30 protein-coding genes and 1 pseudogene are annotated in these 26,194 nt (G+C 32.9%); 24 read left to right on the top strand and 7 right to left on the bottom strand.

Annotated elements, in window-relative coordinates:
* Positions 1 to 52: 52 nt before the first annotated feature.
* A complete protein-coding gene (locus BGI23_RS13605; protein WP_070806234.1) occupies positions 53 to 1,699 on the top strand; it encodes a M3 family oligoendopeptidase in 1,647 nt (548 codons plus the stop codon).
* Positions 1,700 to 1,717: 18 nt separating this feature from the next.
* Here BGI23_RS13605 and BGI23_RS13600 read toward each other — a convergent pair whose 3' ends face one another.
* Positions 1,718 to 1,915 (bottom strand): DUF4017 family protein, encoded by a 198-nt coding sequence (locus tag BGI23_RS13600; RefSeq protein WP_070806233.1) that lies wholly within the window; start codon positions 1,913 to 1,915, stop codon positions 1,718 to 1,720.
* A 294-nt stretch (positions 1,916 to 2,209) separates the two neighbouring features.
* On the opposite strand from BGI23_RS13600, the gene BGI23_RS13595 reads away from it, so the two are divergent.
* From BGI23_RS13595 to BGI23_RS28445, 4 genes are all read left to right on the top strand, one after another.
* Positions 2,210 to 2,659 carry a DUF6884 domain-containing protein gene (locus BGI23_RS13595; RefSeq protein ID WP_000532994.1) on the top strand — a complete coding sequence of 150 codons (450 nt, stop codon included), beginning with the start codon at positions 2,210 to 2,212 and terminating at the stop codon, positions 2,657 to 2,659.
* 239 nt (positions 2,660 to 2,898) lie between these two features.
* Entirely contained in the window at positions 2,899 to 3,633 is a 735-nt protein-coding gene (locus tag BGI23_RS13590; RefSeq protein ID WP_000135293.1) for an N-acetylmuramoyl-L-alanine amidase, read from the top strand.
* Positions 3,634 to 4,058: 425 nt separating this feature from the next.
* Positions 4,059 to 4,889: a GH25 family lysozyme gene (locus BGI23_RS13585; protein ID WP_070806232.1), complete on the top strand. Its 831-nt coding sequence runs from the start codon at positions 4,059 to 4,061 to the stop codon at positions 4,887 to 4,889.
* Positions 4,890 to 5,106: 217 nt separating this feature from the next.
* On the top strand, positions 5,107 to 5,280 hold the full coding sequence (locus BGI23_RS28445) for a hypothetical protein (RefSeq protein WP_172801688.1): 174 nt from the start codon (positions 5,107 to 5,109) through the stop codon (positions 5,278 to 5,280).
* On the opposite strand, the gene BGI23_RS13580 is transcribed toward BGI23_RS28445, so the two are convergent.
* From BGI23_RS13580 to BGI23_RS13570, 3 genes are all read right to left on the bottom strand, one after another.
* A complete protein-coding gene (locus BGI23_RS13580) occupies positions 5,281 to 5,733 on the bottom strand; it encodes a hypothetical protein (protein WP_000877599.1) in 453 nt (150 codons plus the stop codon). It abuts the gene before it with no gap.
* Positions 5,734 to 5,866: 133 nt separating this feature from the next.
* Positions 5,867 to 6,223, bottom strand: a complete 357-nt coding sequence (locus BGI23_RS13575) for a hypothetical protein (protein WP_000606237.1) — start codon at positions 6,221 to 6,223, stop codon at positions 5,867 to 5,869.
* Between the two features lie 128 nt (positions 6,224 to 6,351).
* Positions 6,352 to 6,975 carry an acetylglutamate kinase gene (locus BGI23_RS13570; RefSeq protein WP_070806231.1) on the bottom strand — a complete coding sequence of 208 codons (624 nt, stop codon included), beginning with the start codon at positions 6,973 to 6,975 and terminating at the stop codon, positions 6,352 to 6,354.
* Between the two features lie 1,074 nt (positions 6,976 to 8,049).
* Here BGI23_RS13570 and recQ point away from each other — a divergent pair.
* The 3 genes from recQ to BGI23_RS13550 all read left to right on the top strand — a co-directional run bounded on the left by recQ (position 8,050) and on the right by BGI23_RS13550 (position 11,498).
* A complete protein-coding gene (gene recQ, locus BGI23_RS13560) occupies positions 8,050 to 10,167 on the top strand; it encodes a DNA helicase RecQ (protein WP_070806230.1) in 2,118 nt (705 codons plus the stop codon).
* Positions 10,168 to 10,192: 25 nt separating this feature from the next.
* Complete coding sequence (locus tag BGI23_RS13555; protein ID WP_044792156.1) at positions 10,193 to 10,576, top strand: gamma-glutamylcyclotransferase family protein; 384 nt, start codon at positions 10,193 to 10,195, stop codon at positions 10,574 to 10,576.
* Between the two features lie 184 nt (positions 10,577 to 10,760).
* Positions 10,761 to 11,498 (top strand): SAM-dependent methyltransferase, encoded by a 738-nt coding sequence (locus BGI23_RS13550; protein WP_070806229.1) that lies wholly within the window; start codon positions 10,761 to 10,763, stop codon positions 11,496 to 11,498.
* Positions 11,499 to 11,537: 39 nt separating this feature from the next.
* On the opposite strand, the gene BGI23_RS13545 is transcribed toward BGI23_RS13550, so the two are convergent.
* Positions 11,538 to 12,392: a CPBP family glutamic-type intramembrane protease gene (locus BGI23_RS13545; RefSeq protein ID WP_070806228.1), complete on the bottom strand. Its 855-nt coding sequence runs from the start codon at positions 12,390 to 12,392 to the stop codon at positions 11,538 to 11,540.
* A 365-nt stretch (positions 12,393 to 12,757) separates the two neighbouring features.
* On the opposite strand from BGI23_RS13545, the gene BGI23_RS13540 reads away from it, so the two are divergent.
* The 8 genes from BGI23_RS13540 (at position 12,758) to BGI23_RS13505 (ending at position 19,022) form a co-directional block, all read left to right on the top strand.
* The gene (locus tag BGI23_RS13540; protein WP_070806227.1) at positions 12,758 to 14,833 is read left to right on the top strand and encodes a HelD family protein; all 2,076 of its coding nucleotides are present in this window, start codon (positions 12,758 to 12,760) and stop codon (positions 14,831 to 14,833) included.
* Between the two features lie 82 nt (positions 14,834 to 14,915).
* On the top strand, positions 14,916 to 15,248 hold the full coding sequence (locus BGI23_RS13535) for a DUF952 domain-containing protein (protein WP_070806226.1): 333 nt from the start codon (positions 14,916 to 14,918) through the stop codon (positions 15,246 to 15,248).
* Positions 15,249 to 15,408: 160 nt separating this feature from the next.
* Complete coding sequence (locus tag BGI23_RS13530) at positions 15,409 to 15,756, top strand: PadR family transcriptional regulator (protein ID WP_000339349.1); 348 nt, start codon at positions 15,409 to 15,411, stop codon at positions 15,754 to 15,756.
* A complete protein-coding gene (locus BGI23_RS13525; RefSeq protein ID WP_048554803.1) occupies positions 15,743 to 16,753 on the top strand; it encodes an HAAS signaling domain-containing protein in 1,011 nt (336 codons plus the stop codon). The genes BGI23_RS13530 and BGI23_RS13525 overlap by 14 nt, the downstream gene beginning before the upstream one ends.
* A gap of 34 nt (positions 16,754 to 16,787) precedes the next feature.
* Complete coding sequence (locus BGI23_RS13520) at positions 16,788 to 17,300, top strand: GNAT family N-acetyltransferase (protein ID WP_070806225.1); 513 nt, start codon at positions 16,788 to 16,790, stop codon at positions 17,298 to 17,300.
* 143 nt (positions 17,301 to 17,443) lie between these two features.
* Positions 17,444 to 18,220, top strand: a complete 777-nt coding sequence (locus BGI23_RS13515; protein ID WP_070806224.1) for a serine hydrolase — start codon at positions 17,444 to 17,446, stop codon at positions 18,218 to 18,220.
* Positions 18,217 to 18,579: a hypothetical protein gene (locus BGI23_RS13510; RefSeq protein ID WP_070806223.1), complete on the top strand. Its 363-nt coding sequence runs from the start codon at positions 18,217 to 18,219 to the stop codon at positions 18,577 to 18,579. Before BGI23_RS13515 ends, BGI23_RS13510 begins: the two co-directional genes overlap by 4 nt.
* A 26-nt stretch (positions 18,580 to 18,605) precedes the next feature.
* A complete protein-coding gene (locus BGI23_RS13505; protein WP_044792169.1) occupies positions 18,606 to 19,022 on the top strand; it encodes a GNAT family N-acetyltransferase in 417 nt (138 codons plus the stop codon).
* Between the two features lie 141 nt (positions 19,023 to 19,163).
* Here BGI23_RS13505 and BGI23_RS13500 read toward each other — a convergent pair whose 3' ends face one another.
* Both BGI23_RS13500 and BGI23_RS13495 read right to left on the bottom strand, forming a co-directional pair.
* A complete protein-coding gene (locus tag BGI23_RS13500) occupies positions 19,164 to 19,376 on the bottom strand; it encodes a DUF3006 domain-containing protein (RefSeq protein ID WP_000820164.1) in 213 nt (70 codons plus the stop codon).
* A gap of 2 nt (positions 19,377 to 19,378) precedes the next feature.
* The gene (locus BGI23_RS13495; protein ID WP_070806222.1) at positions 19,379 to 20,764 is read right to left on the bottom strand and encodes an S-layer homology domain-containing protein; all 1,386 of its coding nucleotides are present in this window, start codon (positions 20,762 to 20,764) and stop codon (positions 19,379 to 19,381) included.
* A gap of 253 nt (positions 20,765 to 21,017) precedes the next feature.
* Between BGI23_RS13495 and BGI23_RS13490 the strand changes: the two genes are divergently transcribed.
* From BGI23_RS13490 to BGI23_RS13455, 8 genes and pseudogenes are all read left to right on the top strand, one after another.
* Complete coding sequence (locus tag BGI23_RS13490) at positions 21,018 to 21,422, top strand: GNAT family N-acetyltransferase (protein ID WP_044792171.1); 405 nt, start codon at positions 21,018 to 21,020, stop codon at positions 21,420 to 21,422.
* Between the two features lie 15 nt (positions 21,423 to 21,437).
* Complete coding sequence (locus BGI23_RS13485) at positions 21,438 to 21,791, top strand: MmcQ/YjbR family DNA-binding protein (RefSeq protein WP_000562184.1); 354 nt, start codon at positions 21,438 to 21,440, stop codon at positions 21,789 to 21,791.
* A 21-nt stretch (positions 21,792 to 21,812) separates the two neighbouring features.
* Entirely contained in the window at positions 21,813 to 22,520 is a 708-nt protein-coding gene (locus BGI23_RS13480; protein WP_070806221.1) for a class I SAM-dependent methyltransferase, read from the top strand.
* Between the two features lie 65 nt (positions 22,521 to 22,585).
* Positions 22,586 to 22,981: a ribosomal maturation YjgA family protein gene (locus BGI23_RS13475; RefSeq protein ID WP_070806220.1), complete on the top strand. Its 396-nt coding sequence runs from the start codon at positions 22,586 to 22,588 to the stop codon at positions 22,979 to 22,981.
* Positions 22,982 to 22,996: 15 nt separating this feature from the next.
* Positions 22,997 to 23,923: a phosphotransferase enzyme family protein gene (locus BGI23_RS13470; protein WP_070806219.1), complete on the top strand. Its 927-nt coding sequence runs from the start codon at positions 22,997 to 22,999 to the stop codon at positions 23,921 to 23,923.
* A complete protein-coding gene (locus BGI23_RS13465) occupies positions 23,920 to 24,438 on the top strand; it encodes a DNA topology modulation protein (protein ID WP_000720549.1) in 519 nt (172 codons plus the stop codon). Before BGI23_RS13470 ends, BGI23_RS13465 begins: the two co-directional genes overlap by 4 nt.
* A 32-nt stretch (positions 24,439 to 24,470) precedes the next feature.
* Positions 24,471 to 24,677 (top strand): annotated as a pseudogene (locus BGI23_RS13460) (formylglycine-generating enzyme family protein); the annotation flags it as partial.
* A gap of 100 nt (positions 24,678 to 24,777) precedes the next feature.
* The gene (locus BGI23_RS13455) at positions 24,778 to 25,971 is read left to right on the top strand and encodes a macrolide family glycosyltransferase (protein WP_070806218.1); all 1,194 of its coding nucleotides are present in this window, start codon (positions 24,778 to 24,780) and stop codon (positions 25,969 to 25,971) included.
* The last annotated feature ends 223 nt before the right edge of the window (positions 25,972 to 26,194 follow it).

Here is a 26,194-nt window from a genome sequence, read left to right as displayed (position 1 = left end):
TTTTTCTTTCTCTAAAAAACAGAAAATTAGAATTTTAAAAGGAGAGTTGTGTATGTTTAATGATTTGGAGAGTAAATTACAATCACTTTTAGAGCGAAATATTACTTCTGTTTTAGAATTAGAAAATTGGCTTTTCGATGAATTGCGTGTAAACGCTGAAATAGAAGAGAAGATAACAAGTAGTTTAATCGCCATGTATAGATATACAGGTAACAGAAATATGCGTGATTTACATATGTATAATCAAAATACAATTCAACCACTTTTAAAAAGATACAATGCAAAGTTTGACCAAAAATTTATAGAGTGTCCGTTTTCTAACTTATTAGACGAGCGAAAATACGGATTTATGAAAAAAGCAAGATTTGTAAAGAGTAAAATGTTTAATGAAAAAAACATTGCTCTTTCTATTAAAGAGCAAGAGTGCATTAAGAAGTATAGAGAAATAATGTCTAACATAACAATTAATTGGGAAGGCGAGCAAAAGACGTATGCACACGTTAAAGCAAAGCTAGATAACCCAAATAGAGCTATTCGCGAAAAAGCTTGGTACGCTTTATGTGAAGCAAGGAGTGCAGTGAAACCAGAAGTGGATCGTATTATGAATGAACTTATACAATTGCGGAATGAGATAGCTTTAAATGCAGGGTTTAATAATTATAGTGAATATGCTTTTAAACAAAAAAACAGAGATTACAGTATTGATGATTGCTATAAGCTCCATGAATCTATAGAAAAGTATGTTGTACCAATTTGGAAACAGTTAGGAAGTATTTCTAAAAAGAATCTCGGTGTAAAAACGTATCGCCCTTGGGATCTTTCTCCATGTAATTTACCAAAAGTCCCATTCCAAAATGTGATTGATTTATTAAATGGTGTGGAAGAAATATTTCGAAAGACAGATTTATATTTTTATGAGAAATTTATTCATATAAGGAAAGCTGGATGCATTGACGTAGAAGAACGTGAAAATAAAGCACCAGGAGCTATTTGTTTTACCTTGCCCCATAGTAAAGAGGTTTTTGTGTATTCTAATTTTAGTCCTTCATTTTATGCAATTAATGCACTTATACATGAAGTGGGGCATGCATTTCATTTTTATAAACAATTTAAAAACGATAGTAGTATGCAGGAAAGATATCTGCGCGAAGAGGTGGCTGAACTTTATTCCCTCAGTCTTGAGTTATTAGTAATGGATAAGCTGAATGTTTTTTATAAGCAAGAGGATGAATATAAAGAAGTGCAACGCGTACAAATATATCGTGCTTTGTCTTTATTAATGTCGTCAATTGCAGGAGATGTATTCCAGCACTGGATCTATGCGAATCCAAACCATACACCAGAAGAACGTGATAAGAAATACGCCGAACTATGCAAAAGATATCAATATTCAACAGTCGACCTTGCAGGATTAGAGGATGAAATCGGTGCAAGTTGGATAGAGTCCTTTCACTATGTTCAGTTTCCTTTTTACAAAATTGAATATGCAATTGCACAAATAGGAGCAATGCAATTGTTTCAAATTTACTGGGAAGACCCAGAAAAAGCGATTGCTTTCTTTAAAGAAGGTGCGAGTGCAGATTGGAATTTATCTATACAAGAAATATATGAAAAAACAGGTGTCACGTTTGATTTTTCGGAAGAAAGGATAGAAAGTACTGCAAGTGTTATTTTGGATGTGATCAATGAATTAAAATAAGGATAGCATTCGCTATCCTTATAACTGTTTATTCGTAGATTTTTTCTTGTTTATATAAAATGTAATAATAGCTGTAATTAGGAAAATAGGTAGGGCATACGCTTGCCCAACAAACAATTTCCAGCCAATATGATTATAGCCTTGGGATGATGGAGGGATCATAGCGATTATGCAAATTATAATATAGAGTACTAGTGCAGGGAGTATATTTTTCATTTGTTCACCTCCTTCTAAAGATATCCTATTTGATTATTTATATACTTTAATTATTATTAAGGGCTTTGAAAAGTAAATATACTATTGTTTATAGTATTATAATATTTACAAGAAGGTACTATGTTTAAATAGGGTAATGGGGGTTCAAATCTTAAAAAAGTGAATTATTAGTAAAGAAGATGGTCATATGGTAAAATATGTAATTTTTATATTTAATATCATTATATAGCATGTTGAGGTCAAAATGTATAAAATAATTAACTTTACTTATGCAGGAGAAGAGGTAAGAAATATATGGGAAGGTTATGCATAATTCCATGCGGAAAGAAGAAAATTTGGGATAAGTATCCTGATTACGGACCGATGGAGGCAAAAGATGTATATATTAGCCCGTTCGGAAAAGCATGTCAGGCATATGCAACAATGTTTTTTGAGAGTTGGGTTATATTATCGGCGAAGCATGGATTTTTAAGGCCAAATGATATTGTACTAGAAAACTATGATCTTGCGTTTGATTCAAAGAGCGATAAGGTAATAAGTATAGAGCAATTACAAAAACAGATGGTAGATAAAAGTTTACTACAGTTTGACGAAATCGTCTTACTTGCAGGGAAAAAGCATAAAAAAGTAGTAACAAAGCTATATCCAGAAGAAATGATTACATATCCGTTAGAAGGATGTAAAGGAATTGGATATATGTTGCAGAGGTTGAAAGAGGCAGTGAAGGAAGAGGAGGAAATATAAGTATAGTTTCGGTCACCATGAGCTTAAACTGTTTTTAGGGAATTAAAACGTAAAATAGAGTTTTTAAGCATCGCCAAAAAGGTGATGCTTTTTGTTCGTGTCACCACTTTTTATATCGAAAACGATTTGCCTTCACCTTTAGAAAATGTAGGATGTATGGGGACAGTTAAGATTGTAAGAGGGAATAGCAATAAGACAAGTTTTGAATATGATATTAAGAAAGGAGATGTTGATAAATAATGGCCAGATATAGTTTGCATGGAGGACACAATAGTATTGTTCAAGGGGCTAATTTTGGGAATCGGAAAGAACACGTTCTAGATAGGCAAGTTAAAGATGCTGTGGCGGCTAAGTTAAGATCCCTAGGACACACGGTTTATGACGATACGGACGAGGTAGGGACAACTCAATCACAAAATTTAAATAATATCATTCGGAATAGCAATTCCCATGCTGTGGATTTAGTTATTTCTTTTCATCTTAATGCAAGTGATGGAAATGGACAGGGTGTTGAGGTTTTGTATTATGATCAGAAAGATTTGGCGGCTAAAATATCAGCTCAACTAGCAAAAGATATTGGATGGCGTGATCGAGGTGCGAAACAACGTACAGATTTAGCGGTATTAAATGGAACGAAGGCACCGGCTATTCTTATTGAATTAGGATTTATTGATAATGAATCCGACATGGCAAAATGGAATGTTGATAAAATCGCTAATTCTATTGTATTTGCTCTTACAGGACAAACTGGAGGAGGTGCAACGGACTTGCTCAAAGTAAAAACTGGTGGTGTAGCATTTAGCAATTTACAAGCTTTGGCTCAGGCGATGGTTGATGCGGGTATTGATGGACAAATTGTCGTTCAGAAAGATGGCATTGGTTATGCTATAACGAATGGCTATCCGTCTGGAAATATCGATAAATTTACAGCTTGGTTAGATGCACGTAAATGGTACTATGAGTACTTGAGATAAAACGAAAATTAGTTTGATTAAAAACTAAAAATTGTCTTATTTTTAGCTAACAAGTATATTAAGTAATTAATAATTATGTAACTATAAATATGGATAATGTATATGTAAAGTAGTACACAAAACCACCTGTCAGAAAGGTGGTTTTGTGTATCCCGCTTTAATGGGCAGTAAAATTCATACCTCAAAATTCGGATGAAGCTAAGAAATTAGCTGGGAATTGTACTGCTTGTGGCCTCCTACTGATTATAGTTTAGAGCTTTGTAAGTCTTTACTTATTAAACCCGTAATAATATTTTATTTTCTCAATACATAAGCCGAATTTTAAATTATTACTAAATAATACAATACTTCTCATACTATTTATTAGATGATAATAGCAAAAAAACAAGCTTTGAATATAATAATGAAAAAGGAGATGTTAAATAATGGGTTATATTGTAGATATTTCGAAATGGAATGGCGACATTAACTGGGATATTGCAGCACCACAATTAGATTTTGTAATTGCACGTGTGCAAGATGGTTCAAATTATATAGATCCTTTATATAAAAATTATGTACAAGCAATGAAAGCAAAAAATATTCCGTTTGGTAATTATGCGTTCTGTCGTTTCGTTTCAGTAGAGGATGCACGGATAGAGGCGAGAGACTTTTGGAACCGTGGTGATAAAAATGCCACAGTTTGGGTAGCTGACGTAGAAGTAAAAACAATGAACGATATGAGAGCGGGTGCACAAGCTTTTATTGATGAATTACGCAGATTAGGAGCTAAGAAGGTTGGTTTATATATTGCTCATCATATGTATGATCCATTTGGAATGGCAAATGTCAATTGTGATTTTGTATGGATTCCTCGTTATGGTGGTAACAAACCAGCCTACCCATGTGATATTTGGCAATACACAGAAACAGGGAATGTAGCCGGTATAGGAAAATGTGATTTAAATAAGTTAATGGGAAATAAACCGTTAGTTTGGTTTACTAATCAAACTATTGAACAATCGACAAAACAAGAAGGAGTTGGAATTATAGTGAATAAATTTAGTAAAGTTGTTACGTATGAATTTGGTACAGCATTAGTAGTAGAAATGTTAGGAATGATGGATGCTCTTGGGTATGAATCTCGTATTATCTCATATGGAGATAAACAAGGATTAGTTAGATTTGAAACAGCATATCGCCAAGGGAATGAATTAGATCGAGCGACAGCGTGGTTAGATGCTAAAGGACTTAAATATTTTTATACAAAAGAATAGTTTGCTAAATAAAAAGCCGTCATGTGACGGTTTTTTATTTTTATGTAATCTTTTAACTCTACTTATAATATGGAGAAAATAGATTAACAAACAAGCCATTGTATACTTTCAAACATAGAATATGATGCATTCTATCAAGGAGGAAGCATATTTATGAGAAATACTTGTCATTGTGGACATTTTCAAGATTGTAAAAAATTTTGGGATGATTTGATGTTTGGGAGATATAGATGTAAACGCAATGATTTTCACGAGTGTTGTTGCAAAGAGAAACCGAAGTGTGAGTGTGAAAAATGTCATTGTAAAACAAAAGCGAAATGCCATTGTAGGCATGAAGAGGAAGGGTATTAATAATAAAAAGGAGTACGATACGTACTCTTTTTTGGGGTGATTATATTCCATGTTGAACAGATTTCTTTACAATTAACCATGTGTCTTTCTTTTTAATCGTTATAGCTACATTAGTTCCATTAGATTCCTTATAAAAGATATATCCATTGTTTGAGTTTACATATGTGACTGGTTCGCCTATGCAATCTCGCGAGCAGGATTTGTTGACTAGTTCAATTAGGGATAGTTCGCTTGGATCTGTTTTACTTGCTTCTATAACAGCATCAAGGTTCGTTTTTCGATAGCCTTGTAAGTTGATATGAAAAAGCTGCTCTATTTCTCCTGTAATGCTAGTATTCATTACTTCTACTGAATTCTTTTTTTCTTGAAGAAATCCGTTTTCATAAAGTAATTTTGTATATCCAATCCATGCTATTAATACTAGCATGAAAAATATACCCGTCATTTTAAGCGTTCGTAGTCGTTTACTTACAATAGTTTCTGAGTATTTCATTCAGTCTAATCCTCCAATGTTTTTAATTTAAAATATGCTTGGATACATACTTTTAGAAGAGGATGAAATTTGATGAGTTTTCAATAAAAAAGAAAACATCCAGAGTTAGATGCTTTCTTTTTTGTATTTTTTGCTATCTGTTCGTTACTTGTTTCATAAGTGGTCTAATTTCTTTAACCGGTGGTTTTTTATCGTATACATCAACGTAAGAAAAATAATAATTTAAGTTTCTGAGAATTCCTTTTCCTATTTTAGCACTTAAGAAAGGAAAGACTTGTCCAGTATAATCATCAAGAGATTTACAGTAGTATTTTTCATCTAAATATATACTGTATTTACATGTTAGTTCTACTAGTGAGTTTCCTTCATCATCAATTACTTCTTTAGAATCAATAATGTCTATTAATGCGAATTTTTCATTTAGATAAACTTTCTTCTTTTTCTCATGTTTATTTGTAAGTATAAATACGAGACCAATGGCGTTAATCAAACTATTTCCTCCTATAAAAAACGGATATTAATAAAATATATCGATATACGTTAAATGTAAAGAGGACAGGTGAAATATCATTGCTAGAAAGTTCGATAAGCCGATTTGTTTTTCAAATCGGCTTATTGTTATTGAAATACTTGCGGGAATTGCTGTACGATTGCGTTTGTTATCATGTCGGACATTTCTAAAGCTTCTTTTTCAATTTTATCGTACAATTTTACTCCTGCTTCATAATCTTTATTTAGAAATGCCAGTGCTTCTGCTTTTGTTAATGCTAGATGTTCATAAAACATTTGTGTAAATTCTTCTTTTTGTATATATGGGTTGATGCTAGTAAGAAACGCTACAATTTCATCACCGTTAGCGTACCATTTTTTCTCTATAGCGACAGCTGCGTTTTGGTCACCAGCTTTTGCGGCTTTAACAAGATCTGCTGCAATTACTAAGTGGTCTTTAATTAATGCACTATATTTTTTTACTGCATCTTCACCATAGAATGGTTCAAGAGATAGTCCCATATGTGTTGCATTTTGAAGAAGCCGTTTAACTGTAACGTTTACGTCTGGTAAATGAAAGACAATACTTATAATAGCTAATCTCGTCCAAGCGACATGTTGTTCCCATAAGGAACGCATATAACCTTTTAAAAAGTTCTCATTTTTACTAATTCTGTAATTACGTACAGATGTATCAAAGTGTAGATAATGGTTATGATAGGGGGAGTAATACGATTGCCAATAAGAATACATAAACGGTAACACTCCTTTGAACATGTATAACTCAAAGTATGATGGGAATTTATAATTAGTTACGTGTCCTCGTTTATTTTCAGAAATTGATATGGAAAAAGATGAGGAATTTTATTGCGTTATATATAAATAAATTGAATATAAAGTAAAAGAGGCTCTGCAAGGGAAGTTGCAGAGCCTCAAAAGGGTATTGCCGAGATGTCGGACTCGACTACGTAATATTATCATAAAATTCTATTAAAAAAACCTGGTAAATGCGTCCAATTGAAAGTGAGTCTTTAATAAAGTGAAAGGGACCTGCTTCCCGCGGCAGATCCCTTTCACTAGATAATGTCGATGAGCAAAAACTCATCTGGAGTACCTTTATAGTAACAAGTGAAATTCGTTTTGTGTATTGAGAAAAAAGAATTAGATAATTAAATGTTAAGCATTTATATTTTACCTTTTGTGATTATCACCATTTGTAGTGAGTGGATTAAGATTATAAAATGGCGATAAGATTTATAATTACATCTAATAGTGTTATGAAATATATAATAATAATAAAAGACCCGCTTATATAAGCAGGTCAACTTAAGGGGGTTATCAAACAGAATATTTCATATGTTAACAACTGTATTGTATTAAGTCTATAAGGTTCATATTGAGAAAATGATTATGAACGATCTATTTCGCACGTGTATTAACGTTTAAAAAGTTGAGAAAGAAAATGAAAAAGCTTTCTATAAGAAAATAATGGTTGGTACTTATAGTATGATTCATATTTCCACGCTTCATTATTTGAGAATTGGGGTTGGTTCGATACGCCTTTCTGTTTGATGAAACTAATATTATGGTGCTTCATATAGTAACCTCCTGAATTCATATGTATAAGATTAGTAGTATTCAAGGAGAATTAATAAAATGTGTATTTATTTAGAAATTCGTTATAGTTGTTAATCAATCTCTAAAACGTAAAGAAGCATAAAATAATGAAAAAGCAAGACGTTAGTCATGTATTCATCACTTTCATGACGCATAAGAGATGATATAATAGGAGTAGATGAAAGATAAAGAAAAGCAGGTGACTCTTTTTTGTTTACAAAAGCACAAGAACTTTTAGCGTCTTATTTCGGTTATTCGTCATTCCGAAGAGGACAAGATGAAACAATTAAAAATGTATTAGATGGGAAAGATACAGTTTGTATTATGCCTACAGGTGGTGGTAAGTCAATTTGTTATCAAATTCCCGCATTAGTATTTGAAGGAACAACGTTAGTTATATCGCCTTTAATATCACTTATGAAAGACCAAGTAGATACATTAGTACAAAATGGTATTTCAGCTACATATATTAATAGTTCTATTTCGATTACAGAAGCGAATCAACGAATTCAATTAGCGAAACAGGGACATTATAAGTTACTTTATGTAGCGCCAGAGCGACTTGATTCAATGGAGTTTGTTGACCAACTGATCGATATGAAAATCCCGATGATTGCCATTGATGAGGCGCACTGTATTTCACAGTGGGGACATGATTTCCGTCCGAGCTATTTACATATACACCGTATATTAGATTATCTTCCAGAAAAGCCGCTCGTATTAGCATTAACTGCTACGGCAACACCACAAGTTCGTGATGATATTTGCAACACGCTTGGGATTAATCAAGAAAACACGATTATGACAACGTTTGAGCGCGAGAACTTATCATTTTCTGTTATTAAAGGACAAGATCGTAATGCATATTTAGCGGATTATATTCGTCAAAATCAAAAGGAATCTGGGATTATATATGCAGCTACTAGAAAAGTAGTTGATCAGTTGTATGAGGATTTAATGAAAGCGGGAGTTTCTGTATCAAAATATCATGCCGGTATGAGTGATAACGATCGAAATGAGCAACAAGAACTCTTTTTACGTGATGAAGTGAGTGTAATGGTAGCCACATCTGCGTTTGGGATGGGTATTGATAAATCGAATATTCGTTACGTTATCCATTATCAACTTCCAAAAAATATGGAAAGTTATTACCAAGAAGCAGGACGTGCTGGCCGTGACGGATTAGATAGTGCATGTATATTGCTTTATTCTTCTCAAGATGTACAAGTACAACGCTTTTTAATTGATCAATCGACAGGAGAGTCTCGTTTTTCAAATGAACTTGAAAAACTGCAAAATATGACTGACTACTGTCATACAGAACAATGTTTACAATCATTTATTTTGCAATACTTTGGAGAAGAACCAAAAGAAGATTGTGGCCGCTGCGGTAATTGTACAGACGACCGAGAAAGTATCGATGTGACGAGAGAATCGCAAATGGTTTTATCTTGTATGATTAGGACGAACCAACGATTTGGTAAACAAATGATTGCACAAGTACTAACTGGATCTAAAAATAAGAAAGTCATTGAATTTAATTTTCATACTTTGCCAACTTACGGACTTTTATCAAATCGTAGTGTAAAAGAAGTGAGTGAATTTATTGAGTTTTTAATTTCAGACGAGCTAATTGCAGTTGAACATGGTACTTACCCGACACTAAAAGTAACGGAAAAAGGGAAAGAAGTGTTACTTGGTAAAGAGAATGTTTTACGTAAAGAACGAGTAGAGACAAGACAAATCGTTCAAGATCATCCTTTATTTGAAGTACTTCGCGAAGTACGTAAAGAAATTGCGCAAGGAGAAGGGGTACCTCCATTCGTTATTTTCTCTGACCAAACGTTGAAAGATATGTGCGCAAAAATGCCGCAAAGCGATTCTGAACTTTTAACTGTGAAAGGGATTGGTGAACACAAACTTGTGAAGTATGGTTCGCACTTCTTACAAGCAGTTCAGCACTTTATTGATGAAAACCCAAACTATGCTGAAACTATTAAAACAGAAGTGGTGACAGAACGGAAGAAATCAGGGAAAGCTTCAGCAAATTCTCATTTGGAAACGTATGAAATGTATAAACAAGGTATTAATCTAGATGAAATTGCGAAAGAACGTGGATTATCAAGACAAACGATTGAAAATCATTTAATTCGTTGTTTTGAAGATGGAATGGAAGTAGACTGGAACAGTTTTGTTCCTGCAGAATACGAACAACTGATTGAAACTGCTGTGCAGAATGCTGATGGTGGTCTGAAATCGATCAAGGAACAACTTCCGAATGAAGTGAGTTACTTTATGATTCGTGCTTATTTACAAATTAGAAAGTAGTGACATGTAAAGGGGATAGGGATTTATGCATCACGTTTTTGTATATGGCACGCTAAGAAAAGAGCAAACGAATGCTCATTATATGCAAGGTGCAATATGCATTGCAGACGAAGTATGGACGTATGGGGAATTATTTGATACAAACGAAGGGTATCCGGCGATGACTTATTCGAATGAAGAAAAGGTGTATGGAGAAGTTTATGAAGTAAATGATGACATATTGCGTAAGTTAGACGAACTAGAAGAATATACAGGTAATGCAGAGACGGATTTATATGAACGAATCACACAAATAGTATTTGATGGTGATAGGGAAATAGAGGCATATGTGTATATCGCTCAAGATAAAAATATGCTAAAGAAAGTTATCATTTCTGGTGATTGGTTGAAGTATCAACAAGGGAAATAATAGCAGCCATAGAGCAGATATTGGAATTGTCCATTATCTGCTCTTTTATTTTTGGGACTTTAAAAATTCTTATTATTTAGATAAAATGTAAATATAGGGAAATCAAAAGGAGGATTTTTCATGGGTATCAGAAATTTAATTTCTCACCTGTAGTAGAAAAATAACGTACAGGAGGAGAATAATAATGAACGAATTAAATGTAAAAGAATTTTATAAAAAACAATTTGAATTACTAAGCTATGATATAAAAAATGAAAATTGCTTGCAGGAAGTTGGGAAAGAAGTACAAGAACAAATTGGATATCCATTTCAAACGATGTTAGAACTAGGAGCTGGAAATGGTGGTTTTGCAAGAGCGATGTCTAATTTGGATGTAAAAATGACTACTGTTGAGCTTGTACCAGAGTTAGTTATGTTTGCTAAAGAACATTCTACTAGTGATATTGAGATTCATTGCGCTGATTTTTATAAAATTAACTTTGAAGAAAAGTTTGATGTTGTTAGTTATTTAGATGGATTTGGTGTAGGGACAGATGAAGAACAATTGGTTTTATTAAAACGAATCCATAATTGGTTGAAAGATGATGGGTGTGCACTTATTGATATTTATCAACCATTATATTGGGAAAAAGCAAATGGACAAGAAATGCCGATTTATTCTGCAATGCGAAAATATGAATATGATAGTGAAAATGCTAGGATGCTGGACCACTGGTGGGAAAAGGATTCTTCAAATGATATCGTGACACAATCTTTACGTTGCTATACGATAGATGAGATTAGTAATTTATGTGCAGAGGCTGGTTTCAGTATAGTTGGGATTTTCCCAGGAGGAGCGTATGACTTTGAAGAGAGGAAATATAAAGAGCAAGCGTCTTTAAATGAATGTTTATCATATCGAATAAAAATAAAAAAAGAGTAGGGATTAATTCCTTACTCTTTTGTGCTTTTATAGTGTGAATCATTGACTGTTTTTCGTATATAATTGTCGTTCTTTTTTAATTCTTATAGATCTTAGTACGATCCCAATTCCAAGAAATATAATAGTAGCAACGACTCCGCTAATAGGGTTTAACCAAAAATCACTGCTGTTAGTAAGTGTAATGATCCCTGTTATTGTAACTAAAACAGTAGGAACGGCATCTTCAATTGCATGCATGATAACGCATGGCCATACTGACTTTGTAAGTCTATATATTTCAACATACATAATAGACCAAGAAACCATAAGTAGACAGCCTGATAAAAGCATATTTAACCTTGAAATAGATTCGAAATATTCATTTGGTAAAAAAACTAAATAATAAGCGGCATGCCAAAGAGCCCAAACTAAACCAGAAATAATATAAATAAACCAATCGTTTAACTTTAGTTCAATGAGCTTAGGAGTTAAATAACCGCGCCATGAAAACTCTTCAAAAATATTTTTAATAAAGTTACCAATAGTAGACATGAATATGAGTGACAATAACGAATATATTTCAAAACTAGTTTTGTTAGCTACTCCAAAAATAAGTGCTAAACTTATCGTTATTACTGTAACGAACGGATAAATTAGTATCGCAACGAAGTACCATTTAAAGTTTGCCTTCAAATTTAGTTTTATACTAAAATCATTCCAATCTCGGCTAATAACTCTAAGGAAAATACATGAGAGGAAAGGTAATATTAGCCACAGTCCCATGCCTAAAGAGTTTCCTTCAGGCTGATCTGTTAGAAAAGAATCTAGAATTACGCCAATCCAGCCACTTGCCAATACAATGAACACAAAAATAAGTAAATGTAACTTAAGGGTTTTTCTTTTGGTAGCAGTCATTTTCAATAGACTCCTTTACTCTTATTTTTGACTTTTGTGACCTTGGGTGTTTTATCAATGAAATAATAGATAACTAGAAAAGAAGCTGGAGAGTATGTAAGGGAAACTTAGTTAGATAGTATAAAGTCCTTTTAATCAATAGAAAATAGCGGCTTTTGTATAAACCACTTTATTATATGTGTAGTTGTATGATTTAGATGTTATATATTCTTATCATGTAAAAATCTCATTGGAATTTCAATATTAGAAAGGTGAAAAGTAAGTTTTTTCAGAAAAAACAAATTAAGTCCTTGACTTTATAATTGGATTTTTAATACAATTATATTTCGACTGAAAAATTAGAACGGACAGGAGGGAATCATCAAATGAACAACATTTTTGAAGAAGAGTTACAAAAAATGAAAGATACATTACGTACGATGGATGATCAATTAGAACAGCTTGAAAAAATTCCAGTTTATTACGGCGATGATTTTAAAGAGCAAATTCTTGAAAGTATGAGGGAGTCTAATAGACAAAACTTACGTATTGGGGTACAAGAACCGTACTTTGGTAGATTAGATTTTCAAGAGGATGGCAAGGAAGAAGTTATGCCGATTTACATCGGTAAAGTTGGTGTTTCACATAAAGATACGATGAAGCCAATTGTAATTGATTGGCGGGCACCTGTCGCAAGTATGTTTTATTCATTTACCGGCGGTGATGAACTAGCATTTTATCAATCGCCAGATGGATTAGTAGAAGGTGATGTTTATTTAAAGCGAAATATCTCTATTCGAAAAAGAGAATTAGAACGTGTTGTTGATACATATGTAAAAGGAAATGAAGATGTCTCGCATGCCGATGATTTTCTTCTATATCGATTAGGTGAGAATAAAGATAATAAACTAAAGGATATTGTTTCGACGATACAATCGGAGCAAAATGATATTATTCGTGCGGAAAGAAACTTGCCATTATTAATTCAAGGGGTTGCAGGGAGCGGTAAAACAACGATCGCTTTACATCGCCTTGCTTTTTTAATTTATGAATATCGTGAGCAGCTAGAAGCTGAAAGAATGATTGTATTCGCTCCGAATAGTTTGTTTTTAGACTATATTTCGAGTGTGCTTCCTGAATTAGGTGTCGGGAATATTAGTCAAACAACATTTCCGGACTGGGCATTACGTACGTTAGATGATTCGGTGAAACTGAAGCAGACAGAAGAAAAGTTGAAAGAAGCATTTTCTATTAATCGTGATGAAAGAAAGGTTATGCTTGGTAAATTGAAAGGTACGCTAGAATTTAAGTCCTTTATTGAAGAGCAAATGGTTCAATTTGAAAAAGAACTAGTGCCAACAAGTAATTTTGAGGCATGGGATAAAGCTGTTATTCCAGTGGAAGATATAAAAAAATGGATGCAAGTTGAGTATAAACATTATCCATTAAAGAAAAGAAGAGAACGTTTAGTTGGCCGAATGAAGCGCTGGATTGAAATTGAACTAAAAAAGTATGGCGAAACAAACGAGAAGAAATTATTAAAAAAAGAAGCGACAAAGAGATTGAACAGTTATATGAAGTTTTGGCCGAAAATGAGCTCGCTTTCAATATATAGTTCAATATTGAAAAGCAAAGAAATACTCGAAGTATTACCCGAGGAACTTGTGAAAGAAACTGAGAAGAGTTGTCGTAAAAAAGAAGTGTATGTAGAAGATTTACCCGCTTTAATTTACATACATCATCGCATAACAGGTATTGAAATCGGGCAGAAATTTCATCACGTCGTTATTGATGAAGCGCAAGATTTCTCACCATTCCAAGTTTATGTATTAAAAGAAATTACATTAGGTAATTCTTTCACTATATTAGGTGATTTATCTCAAGCGATTTATGATTACCAAGGGATTGAAGATTGGAGTGCTTTTAAGGAAGTATTCCAAGAAACAGGCTATTATGAACTGACGAGGAGCTATCGTTCTACAAAAGAAATTATTGAATTTGCGAACGAAATAATTAAAAACGCCGAGATTCCAGTAGGGCTTGCGACACCAGTTTTTCGTAGTGGTGAAGAGGTCAAAGTAATTCAAGCAGAAGATCAATTTAATGAGATTATGAAGACGTTAAAACATTTACAAAATGATGATGTGAAAACAATTGCGGTAATAGGAAGAACAGACGATGAATGTCGCGATATATATGAGAAATTAAAAAAGGCAGGAGTAGCTGTAAACGTCATTGAAGCAGATCAAAGTAAATATGAAGGTGGTATTTCAGTAGTACCTGTATACTTGGCAAAAGGGCTAGAATTTGACGCTGTTCTACTCATTGATGTTGATGAAGAACATTACGAAAATACAAAACACGATGCAAAGTTACTATATGTCGGATGTACGAGATCACTTCATGATTTATGGATTTTCCATAGTGGGGAAGCATCGCCTTTAATTAACGGATTAAAATAAAAATGAAACGCAAGAGGCTTTTCTAGTAACCAAAAGAAGGACCTCTTGTTTTTCCATATAAAGGTTCGGGGAGAGAATAACAATGATTACAAAAGTAATAACGAAAAGAAATTGGGGAATCGCAAAGATAAATGGAGAAATTAATGAAGCCTCATTAATAGAAGAGGGATTTATTCATTGTTCGTTTTTTGAACAAGCTTTAAAAGTCGCAGAAAAACATTTTAGTCATGAAGAAGAAGTTTTATTACTAACAATTGATCTAACTCTGTTAAAAGCAGAAATAAAATATGAACTTGCTTCTAACGGCCAAGAATATCCGCATGTTTACGGAGCAATTAATATAGATGCAATTATAGATGTTGTTCCATTGCTTAAGGAAAAAGGGGAATTTATATTACCAGAGTTACAAAGTTAAGCGTGTTATAAGTAAGCTAGAAAAGCACAAATTACAAATTTGTGCTTTTTATTATCCGTTTTTTGGTAAAATATTGTTGTTTTTGTCACACTAATACTGTACGACACATAGTATAAAACATATACTGTATGACATATAGTAATGAAAATGAGGTGAATACATGGATGCTTTATTAAATTCGTTAATTACTGAGCTAAGAAGAGGTACATTAACATTAGCAGTTTTAAGCCAATTAAGAACGCCGCAGTATGGATATTCACTTGTCCAATTATTAGAGAAATCAGGAATCGTAATCGATCAAAGTACTTTATATCCACTACTTCGCCGGTTAGAAAAGCAAGAGCTAGTGACGAGTAGTTGGGATAAAACAGAGAGTAGACCTCGTAAATATTATGTTTTAACTGAATACGGATTAGAGATATTCCAGCAGTTGAGAAAGGAATGGATAAAGGATTCGAAAGAACTTTATAACTTATTAAAGGAGGAGGACAAGAATGAATTTGATTAATATTTATGTCGAGGAAGTAGCGAAGAGATTACCTGAAAAAAATCGTGAAGATATTATTCTTGAGCTACGGTCAACAATTGAGGATATGTTGCCTGATGATTATAATGAAGATGATGAAAAAAGAGTTCTTGAAAAATTGGGGAGTCCGGTTTCATTAGCTAATGGATATTTGGATAGACCGATGCATTTAATTGGACCGCGTTATTTTGATGTATATACGACATTATTAAAAATGATCATTCCAATTGCAGCCGTTATCGCCCTCATTGCAATGGTTGCAGAAAATTTTTTAAGTTATACTGGTGATCAAGCAGTATTAAATGTTATTTTACAAGTAATAGGTAAAGGCATTGGAGAAATTTTTGAAGTAGCCCTCCATGTATTTTTCTGGTTAACACTCGTATTTGCTATTTTAGAAAGAACGGATAAAAACAAAGATACCGAGCCGTTGACGACAAGTTTAAAAAAGTGGACGCCAGATGATTTGAAAAACATTTCGCATATTCCGAAGAAAAAAGCAATCTCCAAGTTTGAAGTTTTTGGAGGTTTAATGTGGACGGCAATATGGGCTACACTTTATTTTTATGCGAATCATCTCGTTGGCGTATACAGTGGTACGGGAAGTGGATTGAAGTTTGTCGCGCCAACGTTTAATCAAGATGTGTTACTTCAGTATTGGCCAATCGTTGTGATGATAATTGTTTTTGAAATAGCGATATCTCTTTATAAGTTAGTACAGGGACAATGGACGAAAAGATTGGCAATCGGGAATACTATTCTCCAAATAGCTGGAACGATAGTATTCATTATAATTGTAGTAAATCCGCACATATTTACCGATGGATTTATTACGTTTGTGGCAAATGTGTTCACTATTTCTCCGGAAGAACTTAAAAAGTGGCTAATTAGTGGGGGTATTCTCATTTACGTTTTATCTGCTGCATTAAACATTTATGATGGCTTTCGAAAAGCTAGTGTTCGTGTAACAAATAGGTAGTTAAAAAGAGAACGTATATGAAAGGAAGAAAAGGATGATAAGGGAAGCAACGGAAAAAGATGTAATATACATTTTAGATATTTATAATGATGCGATACTGAATACAACTGCTGTATATACGTATAAACCCGTAACCCTTGAAAATAGAATAGATTGGTATGAACAAAAAAAGGCTGATGGTTATCCGATTTTTGTATACGAAATAGATAATAAAGTAGTAGGATTTGCGACATTCGGTCTGTTTAGAGCTTGGCCTGCCTACAAATATTCAATTGAGCATTCTGTGTATGTTGATAAGGAATATAGAAAATGTGGGATTGGAACTTCTTTGATGAGAGCATTAATCACAATTGCCAAAGAAAGAGAATATATGACTTTAATTGCTGGAATTGACGCAGAAAATGAGAAAAGTATTGCCTTACATGAAAACTATGGATTTGTTCATGCAGGGACAATAAAAAAAGCTGGTTATAAGTTTAATAAGTGGCTAGATTTAGCTTTTTATCAATTGGAGCTTTGTGGTCCTAAAAATCCTTTAGAAGAATAGAAATTTAGTATCTTAGGTAGCATGGAGTTATTCATACTACCTTTTTCTTATTGTAAAAGCCTATTTAATCTGCAAAAAAGGGGTTTTTACATTCTATATTGAATGATTAAAGGTGATAAAACGATATGAAATGAGGAATGAAAATGGAAACTGTCATTCAAAAAATGAAAGAGATACAATCTGATCATGTTGGGATAGCTATTTATTCTACAAAAAGTAATCGTATAGTTGCTTCATATAATAGTGAATTAAATATTCCGTTAGCATCGGCAGCAAAAGTAGTAATCGGATTTGTAGTAGCGCAAATGGTGAAGGAAAATAAACGTAATTGGCATGATATACTTCATCATGTTAAATTTAATCCAAATGAAGATAGTGCGCAGTTGTATCCACATTTACAAGGAAGAAGGACTTTAACACTTAGTAAAGCAGTAGAAGTGATGATAGCATGTCATGATAGTTACGTTGCACAGTCAGTTGTAATGTACTGTGGTGGATGGGATGCTGTGAAAATGTATGTCCAAACGTATTTTTCAAAAATTCATATACAAGAGGACGCTAGAGATGAGAAAAATGTTGGAGAATTAAATGAAGTTCTTTCACTTTTAGTACATATTTTTCAAGGTTATAAATCAGAAGCAGAATTATGGGAACCAATTATTAGCGGCATGGTAAGACAGCAAGGTGAATATGAAGGAATACATTCATATCACTTAGCTCATATGACAGGTGGACTATCTTCAGCTGCAATAAATATTGGTATAATAGGAATATTTAACAAATTCCCGTTTCTTTATGTTATTGGGGGAAAAGATTTACCTAATCGACGTGAAAATAAAGAGGTAGATGAAGCTTTTGCAGTAGCTTTGAAGTACATATACAAAGAATATAGTGAAAGCATGCTAGGAATGAGTAATTGAAAAGAAACTTAAAGACATCAACAATCATTATGTTAATTGTAACGATTATTGCTCTTGAAGTGGGTATCGCACTATACGATCACAATTTGTCATTAGATACTATTTATTTTGCAGCGATCCTCATTTGTATTGTATTACTTTTTGGTACACGTGTTTCTGAGAAGAAAGAGAGACGAAGAAAAACAGCTCTTTTATTTTGGCCATCTATTTTACTGTCTATCGCTTGTTTTGCAGTTATAAGTTACATAAGAATAGGCTATGTTTCTGTACCAGGTATAATTGGCTTTTCATGCTTTGTTATTTATGGTGGTTTCGTATTTATTAGTATGTTAAAAAGGAAAAGTAAAAATGAGAGGTAGCTTACTAAGTTGAAAGGAAGAGATATATGAAACGCATAGAGAATGGTACTCGCATAGAAGGAGAATATATAAAGAATAAAGTCATTCAATATAACATGTCTATTTTAACAGATGAAGCAAAACAGCCGATGGAACAAGTAAGTTTTGTTCTGAAAGATGAGGCTGGGAAAATCTTTGGCGGGGTAACAGGAACGATGTATTTTTATCATCTTCATATAGATTTTTTATGGGTTGATGATTCAGTTCGTCATGATGGTTATGGTAGTCAACTATTACATAAAATTGAAGATATTGCGAAGGAAAAAGGTTGTAGATTAATATTATTAGATTCATTTAGTTTTCAAGCGCCAGAGTTTTATAAAAAGCATGGCTACCGAGAATATGGTGTTGTTGAAGATCATCCGAAAGGACATAGCCAACATTTTTTAGAGAAGAGGTTATAGTATTCGTGTTTTGCGAGAAAAGTGTTTTTTAAAAGCATCGCCAATAAGGCGATGCTTTTTTTAGTTTATAGAAACTAATCAATCTGATGCAATTATGCGAAGAAATAGTTCGATTCGTATTACAAGGATTTTCTTTTTTTACTATTCAAATAGCTTATTCATTAAATCTTGTATTTCACGTCTTCTTTTATCTGTTTCATCCTTATCAATTGTATACGTATCATCCTCTATTATAAGAACATCACCCTCTTTTGCAGTGGAAGGGAGTTTGGATTTAGGTACATCAATTGTTACGTTATTCACTTCAATAACTGCTAATTCGCCTTCAAAACGGTCAATAATACCTCTCTTCATAATTATCTCTCCGTTCTTACAGAAATGTTAGAACCATCACTATTAATAATTACAGTTCCATTTAAATCAGTTCTATATACCTTAACAGACATTGCATTTAACTTTGCTAAAGTTTCTTGAGTAGGATGGCCATATCGGTTACCTGCACCTGCACTGATTACAGCGATACTTGGTTTCACTGCATCTAAAAATGGCTGAGAAGAAGATGTCTTACTTCCGTGATGGCCAGGTTTTAATACATCGGATTTTAGGCCGGAACCATACGTTGCAACCATATCTTTTTCACTTTTAGATTCAGCATCACCAGTAAATAAGAAAGATTTGCTGCCATGTGTTACTTTTAATACAGCACTCCACTCATTTAGATCGTTACCGTATTCTTTAACAGGAGCTAAAAATTGTGAGTTTAAACCATTGATTGGTAAAGTTACTCCAGACTTCGCTTCTTTAATAGTTAACCCTTTGTTAGCTACTGCAGTTAAAAAGTCTTTAAACGTTTGTGTCGTATGACTTACTTTAGGTGCGTAAACGTTTTTTACGTTCATAGCATAAAGTACTTCATCTAATCCACCTACATGATCAGCATCAGGATGAGTGGCAATCATATAATCGATAGTTTGGAATCCTAATCCTTTTAAATAGTTTGCTACTACTTTACCTTTCCCGTTATTTCCGCCATCAATAAGAATCGTTTCTCCACTTGGAGATTTAATAAACGTCGCATCACCTTGTCCGACATTTATATAATGAACTTCTAACTCTCCTTTAGGCTTAGGAAGAGCCGGACGGAAACTAGGTTCTAATACACGAGCTAAAAATGCAGCGAACTGTTCACGAGTTACTTTTACGTCTGGACCAAATGTACCATCAGGAAACCCAGCTGTAATATTATTTTGAGCTAAAATTTTGACAAAATTGTAACCCCAATGAGTAGATGGAACATCAGGGAAATTGACGTCTGCACCTGTAGGTTGCAAATTAAAAGTTTTAACTAAAACTACTGCCATTTCTGCACGAGTTAATGAACGGTCAGGGAAATAGTTTGTTTCACGTTGTACAATGTTATTATGTGCTAACTTATGTACAGAATCATAGTAATAGATACCTTTGGCTACATCGGAAAAAATATGATTATAGCTAGATGGTTTTTCTAATTTTAATGATAAATCTAGCATTAAGGCCATTTGTCCACGAGTTACATCATCACCCGGTTTAAAAGTTCCTTCTGGCGTACCATTAATGATACCTTTATCCGATAAATAGTTAATTTCCTTAATTGCCCAATGATTAGATTGGACATCTGGGAAAGCTTTAGCACTTGTAAGATTTGGAATGAACAATGTTAAAATCATGACAAATGCTGTTAGTAATAAACTAAACTTTTTCAAAAAACCGCCTCACTTAATGTATTTTTTACCTTATTAACTTTACCATTTCTTACAAGTAATTCAAAGTTTAATAGGTAAATATTTTATTAGTTGTTTTGTATTTCCATAAATTCGTTAATTTGAAATAATCTAACTTAATAGAGGAGATAGGAAAGGTATTAGAAAATTGTTTATATTGCAATTGTAAAATCCATATTATAAATTTATAAAATCATTTATAATAATTTATATCATGTTAAATGGGAGAAAGAAAATGTATACATATAAATTACAAGATGAGAAACCAATCTGTTCAGAAAAATTAAAGAGGCTTTACGATTCTGTCGGTTGGTGGCCAGAAAGAAAAGAAATCGATATTCAAAAAATGTTAAAAAACAGTATAGCAATTGGGGTATGGAAAGAAAATGAGTTAATTGGTTTTGCTAGAGTTGTTTCAGATGGTGTTTTTCGAGCGTACTTAGAAGATGTTGTTGTCCATGAGAGTGTAAGAAATAAAAGTATTGGTGAGAAGATGCTTACAATGTTGCTTGAAGAGATATCTCATATCAATATTGTGAGCCTATTTTGTGGAGAGAAACTTATAAAGTTTTATGGTCAACAGCAATTTCAAGTGACGCAACAAATTGTGATGCACCGTAATCAAATAGTGAAAGAATAAGAGGTGACAATTAGAATGATTGCGACAAGAGCGTATTGTTTATCGAAAAGAAAAGCGACAGAAGATTCTCCTGATGGTTGGAATGCAACATGTATGAGGCTTAATAATAAAATATTTGCGATATTGAACCATGAAGAAGGCGAAAAAGCGGCAATAACATTAAAATGTGATCCAGAACTTGCGCTAAGATTAAGAGAAGAGTATCCAGAAACAATCATTCCGGGTTATCATATGAATAAAAAACATTGGAATACGGTGTATATACATAAAGATGTGGAACAGGTGCAAATTAATAAGATGATTGATTGGTCGTATGATTTAGTTCTGCAGTCATTTTCAAAGAAAAAGCAGCAAGAGTTATTAGATTAATATGTATAAGGGGTGGATGTATTGAAAGACACGATCAAAGATACATATGATAAATTAGCGAGTACATATAAAGAAAATCTAGATGTGGCAAATCCATATAACAGCTATTATGAAAGACCAGCGATGATGGAGATGGTTCCAAAGAAATTAGAAGGGAAGAGTATACTAGATGCCGGATGTGCAGCTGGATGGTATACTTCTCAATTTGTAGAAAGAGGAGCAAATGTTACTGCAATTGACGTAAGTTATGAAATGGTAAAAGCTGCAAAGGAAAGTATGGGGGATAAAGCAACGTTTCTTTGTCATGACTTGCAAGAAGTATTACCGTTTGAAGATCATACTTTTGATGTAATTGTAAGTTCGTTAACTCTTCATTATTTACAAAATTGGAATCAAGTATTTAAGGAGTTTCGTCGAGTACTGAAGCCAGGTGGAGAATTTATATACTCCATTCATCATCCTTTTATGGACTTTACAAAGTTTACTTGTAAAAATTATTTCGAAAAACAATTATTAGTAGATACTTGGGTTAAACCAAACATTACAATTGAAGTTAAATTTTTTAGAAGGTCACTTCAAGATATTATTAATGAAACAACAAATTATTTTGTGTTAGAAAAAATGGTTGAACCGAGGCCAGTTGAAAAGATGAAAGAAGTAAATGAAAAATCTTATTACTATTTAAATACAAATCCACATTTTCTTATTGTTAAAGCAGTTAATAAATAGCTAGTAAAATGATTATATTTTACTAGCTATTTTGCAATTATAAATGATGAATTAGGAGTTTTGAAATGAATACGAAACGAAATAGATTACTATACGCAATGTTTACAATCCTTGTTATTATTTTAGGGCTTAGTTCAAGAAAATTTGCTTTTGCGCTGCCGGCTCTATTAAATGATTATTTAGGTGATGCTTTATGGGCGTTAATGATTTTCATTGGATTTGGATTTTTATTTCCTAAAATAGCGACGAAGAAATTGGCTTTTATTAGTTTAATGTTTTGCTACGGGATTGAAGTGAGCCAATTGTATCATGCTGAATGGATAGATAGTATTCGTGCAACGACTTTAGGTGGACTTGTATTAGGTTATGGATTTTTGCGGAGTGATTTGGTGGCTTATACAATTGGTGTTGGGGTAGGATTTCTTTTTGAGTTTATATTAAGGACGAATAAGCGATTTTAAATGGAGGTATTTATTATGGAGGATATATTAGAAATTGTGAATTTTTGGTTTGAAGATAAAGATGTCACAGCTACTGAAATAAAAGCAAACGTAACAAAGATTCATTGTAATAATAAATCCTATATTTTGAAGGAAAAGGGATCGATAAAACAACTATTAGTTGAAATACATGTATTAGAACAGCTTGAGGAAAAAGGGGTTAAAGTACAAAAATTAGTGAAAACGAGTAATAGTAAAAAGTATGTATTTTATAAAGAGAAGTATTATTGTTTGTACAAATATATTGCTGGAAGTGGACTTGAAATAAAAGATACAGAAAATCTGAAGGAGCTAGGAAGTACAATTGGAGAAGAAATAGCTAATTTACATCAAGCACTTAATTCGCTGAATAATAATGAGTTAGTAAAAAGAGATTTGTATAAAGTAGTATACGGATGGGCTTTACCTATTTTAGAAAAGAATGAGTATGTTCATCAGGATGTAATTCGAAAAATGAATCAAATACATACAGCTTTCAAAGAAATAGTTCACCCATTACGAGAGCAAATTATTCATCGTGATATGCACTTATCCAATGTAATCTTTAAAGATAATGAATTTCAAGGTTTTATAGATTTTGAACTATTAGAAAGTAATGTAAGAGTATTCGATTTATGCTATTGCTGTACGAGTATTTTGAGTGAGTTATATAGTGATGAAGTATTAAGAGGGAAGTGGCAACATATTATCAGCACAATCTTTGAAGGATATAATAAACAAAACATTTTAACGAGAGAAGAACTACAATCCATTTGGTATGTTATGCTTTCTATTCAAGTTATATTTATTACTTATTTTGTTCAGTTAAAAGATTTATTAAAGTTAAATGAAGAGATGTTTTTCTGGATTTTTGCTAATAAAGAGGCTATTGAAGAGTCAATAGAAAGGATCGCACGAAAATGAAAAAAATTATATTAATAGGTTCTGGTGGTTCAGGAAAATCTACATTAGCAAGGCAGTTAGGAAATAAATTAAATATTAAAGTACATCATCTTGATGCGTTATTTTGGAAACCGAATTGGGAAGGGGTACCGAAAGAGGAGCAAAGAACGGTTCAAAATGAATTAGTTAAAGAAGATGAGTGGATTATTGATGGGAATTATGGTGGGACAATGGATATAAGAATGAACGCAGCTGATACAATTATTTTTCTTGATATTCATAGAACGATATGTGCTTATCGTGCTTTTAAAAGAGTTATACAATATCGGAATAAAACAAGACCGGATATGGGCGCGGGATGTAAGGAAAGATTTGATTTGCAATTTTTCAAATGGATATGGGAATATCCTAAGACGAAGCGACCTACAATTTTAAAGAAGTTAAATCAACTGAGTAAGGATAAAGATGTTATTATTTTAAAATCTACAAATGAAGTAAGACTATTTTTAGAGAAGTACAATGCTATAAATGGTTAGATTATAAAAAGAAATAACCTGGGGGTATAGAATTGGATAGATTTATTAGGCTAGTTGATTCTAATATGGTGAAAATTCCAGCAGGAAAAGTAGAATTAAGAGATGATCGAATAAAGAAAGAATGGAAAGTCCAAGTTAATTCGTTTCTTCTTGCAAAGTATGTTGTAACGATGGAATTATATGATGCGATTACGAATCATACATCAAATTTATCCAAAGATAAAAACAAACCAGTTGTAATTTACATAGATGACCTTGGATTTAGGCTCGCTAAGTCCATTTAGAAAAATTATAAGAGCAAAATAATATAGATAAGATTTAAAGTAAGGAGTGTTTTAAGTGGCACGTGTTTTATTCATTAATGCTGGATCAGAAGGACATATAAATCCAACGTTGCAAGTTGTAGAAGAATTAGTTTCGCGTGGAGAAGAGGTAGTTTATTTTTCAATAGAAGCTTTCAGAGAACGTATTGAAAAAACAGGGGCTATTGTAAGAACAATTGACGACCAAAGGTTTATAAAAGCATTTCTTTCCGGTGGCCGAAATTATTTGCAGGAAAGAATAAATGGCCTTCTACATACAGCAGATGTTATTATACCAAGTGTTCTTGAACAAATTGAAGGAGAACATTTTGATTATATGATTCATGATTCGATGTTTGGCTGTGGCCGTATAATTGCTCAAATTTTAAAGCTTCCAGCAATAAATTCCTGTACATCTTTTGCACAAGATGAAAAATCATTTCAACAAATGTTAGATCACTTGTCTAAAAGTATCCCAGTGAAAGTTCAGGAGAGGATACATAATGATTTTGAAAGATTAACTAAGGAGGTTGCGGAAAAGTATAGTGTTGAAATAAACTCACCATATGAAGTTTTCTGTAATCCAGCGTCACTTACTATTGTATATACAATAAAAGAGTTCCAGCCTTTTGGAGATATGTTTAATGAAACATTTAAATTTGTAGGTCCATCCATCCCTGCACAAGTAAAAAATGAAGACTTTGATTTTACTTCAATTGAAGAAAAAAGCCCAATTTACATTTCGCTAGGCACTGTTTTTAATGAAGCGCTTGATTTTTATAAACTTTGTATGAAGGCGTTCGAGAATAGCGAGCATACTATTGTGATGTCTATTGGTAATAAAACGAACATAAGTGATTTAGGTGCTATTCCTAAAAACTTCATTGTAAAAAACTATGTACCACAAATGAAACTACTTGCATATACAAAGTTGTTTATTACACATGGTGGAATGAACAGTACACATGAAGGGCTATATAACGGGATTCCACTCATTGTAATTCCGCAAAGTGCAGATCAGCCAGTAATCGCAAAGCAAGTGGAGAATCTAGGAGCTGGGATTAAGTTATCTATGAAAGAATTAACTGTAGAACAACTACGTGAAAGTGTAGAACTTGTATTAAATAGTCCATCATATAAAGAAGTTGCATGGAATTTGAAGGAATCTTTCCGGAAATCTGGTGGCTATCAGGAAGCTGCTGATGAGATTTTTACATTTATAGGTCAATAATAAATAGAAAATTATACATGAGAAGAGTGTCTATATGAAATGATATAGACACTCTTTTTTTATATGAAGCGGAGAATTCGTTGTTTTGAAATGTTAAATATTCTGTTTTGCAAATTCGGACCATAGTTTTACGTGTTACTAATGCTTTCATCATTTCTGCACAACTTCTGCACATACTTTGATGATTTCTATGTCATGATATATTCATCAAGTGAAATATTTC

It is taken from the genome of Bacillus sp. ABP14 (assembly GCF_001831375.1).
GTDB classification, from domain to species: Bacteria; Bacillota; Bacilli; order Bacillales; family Bacillaceae_G; genus Bacillus_A; species Bacillus_A paranthracis.
Note: the sequence above shows the minus strand (reverse complement) of the source record. Positions and strands in the feature narration are given on the sequence as shown.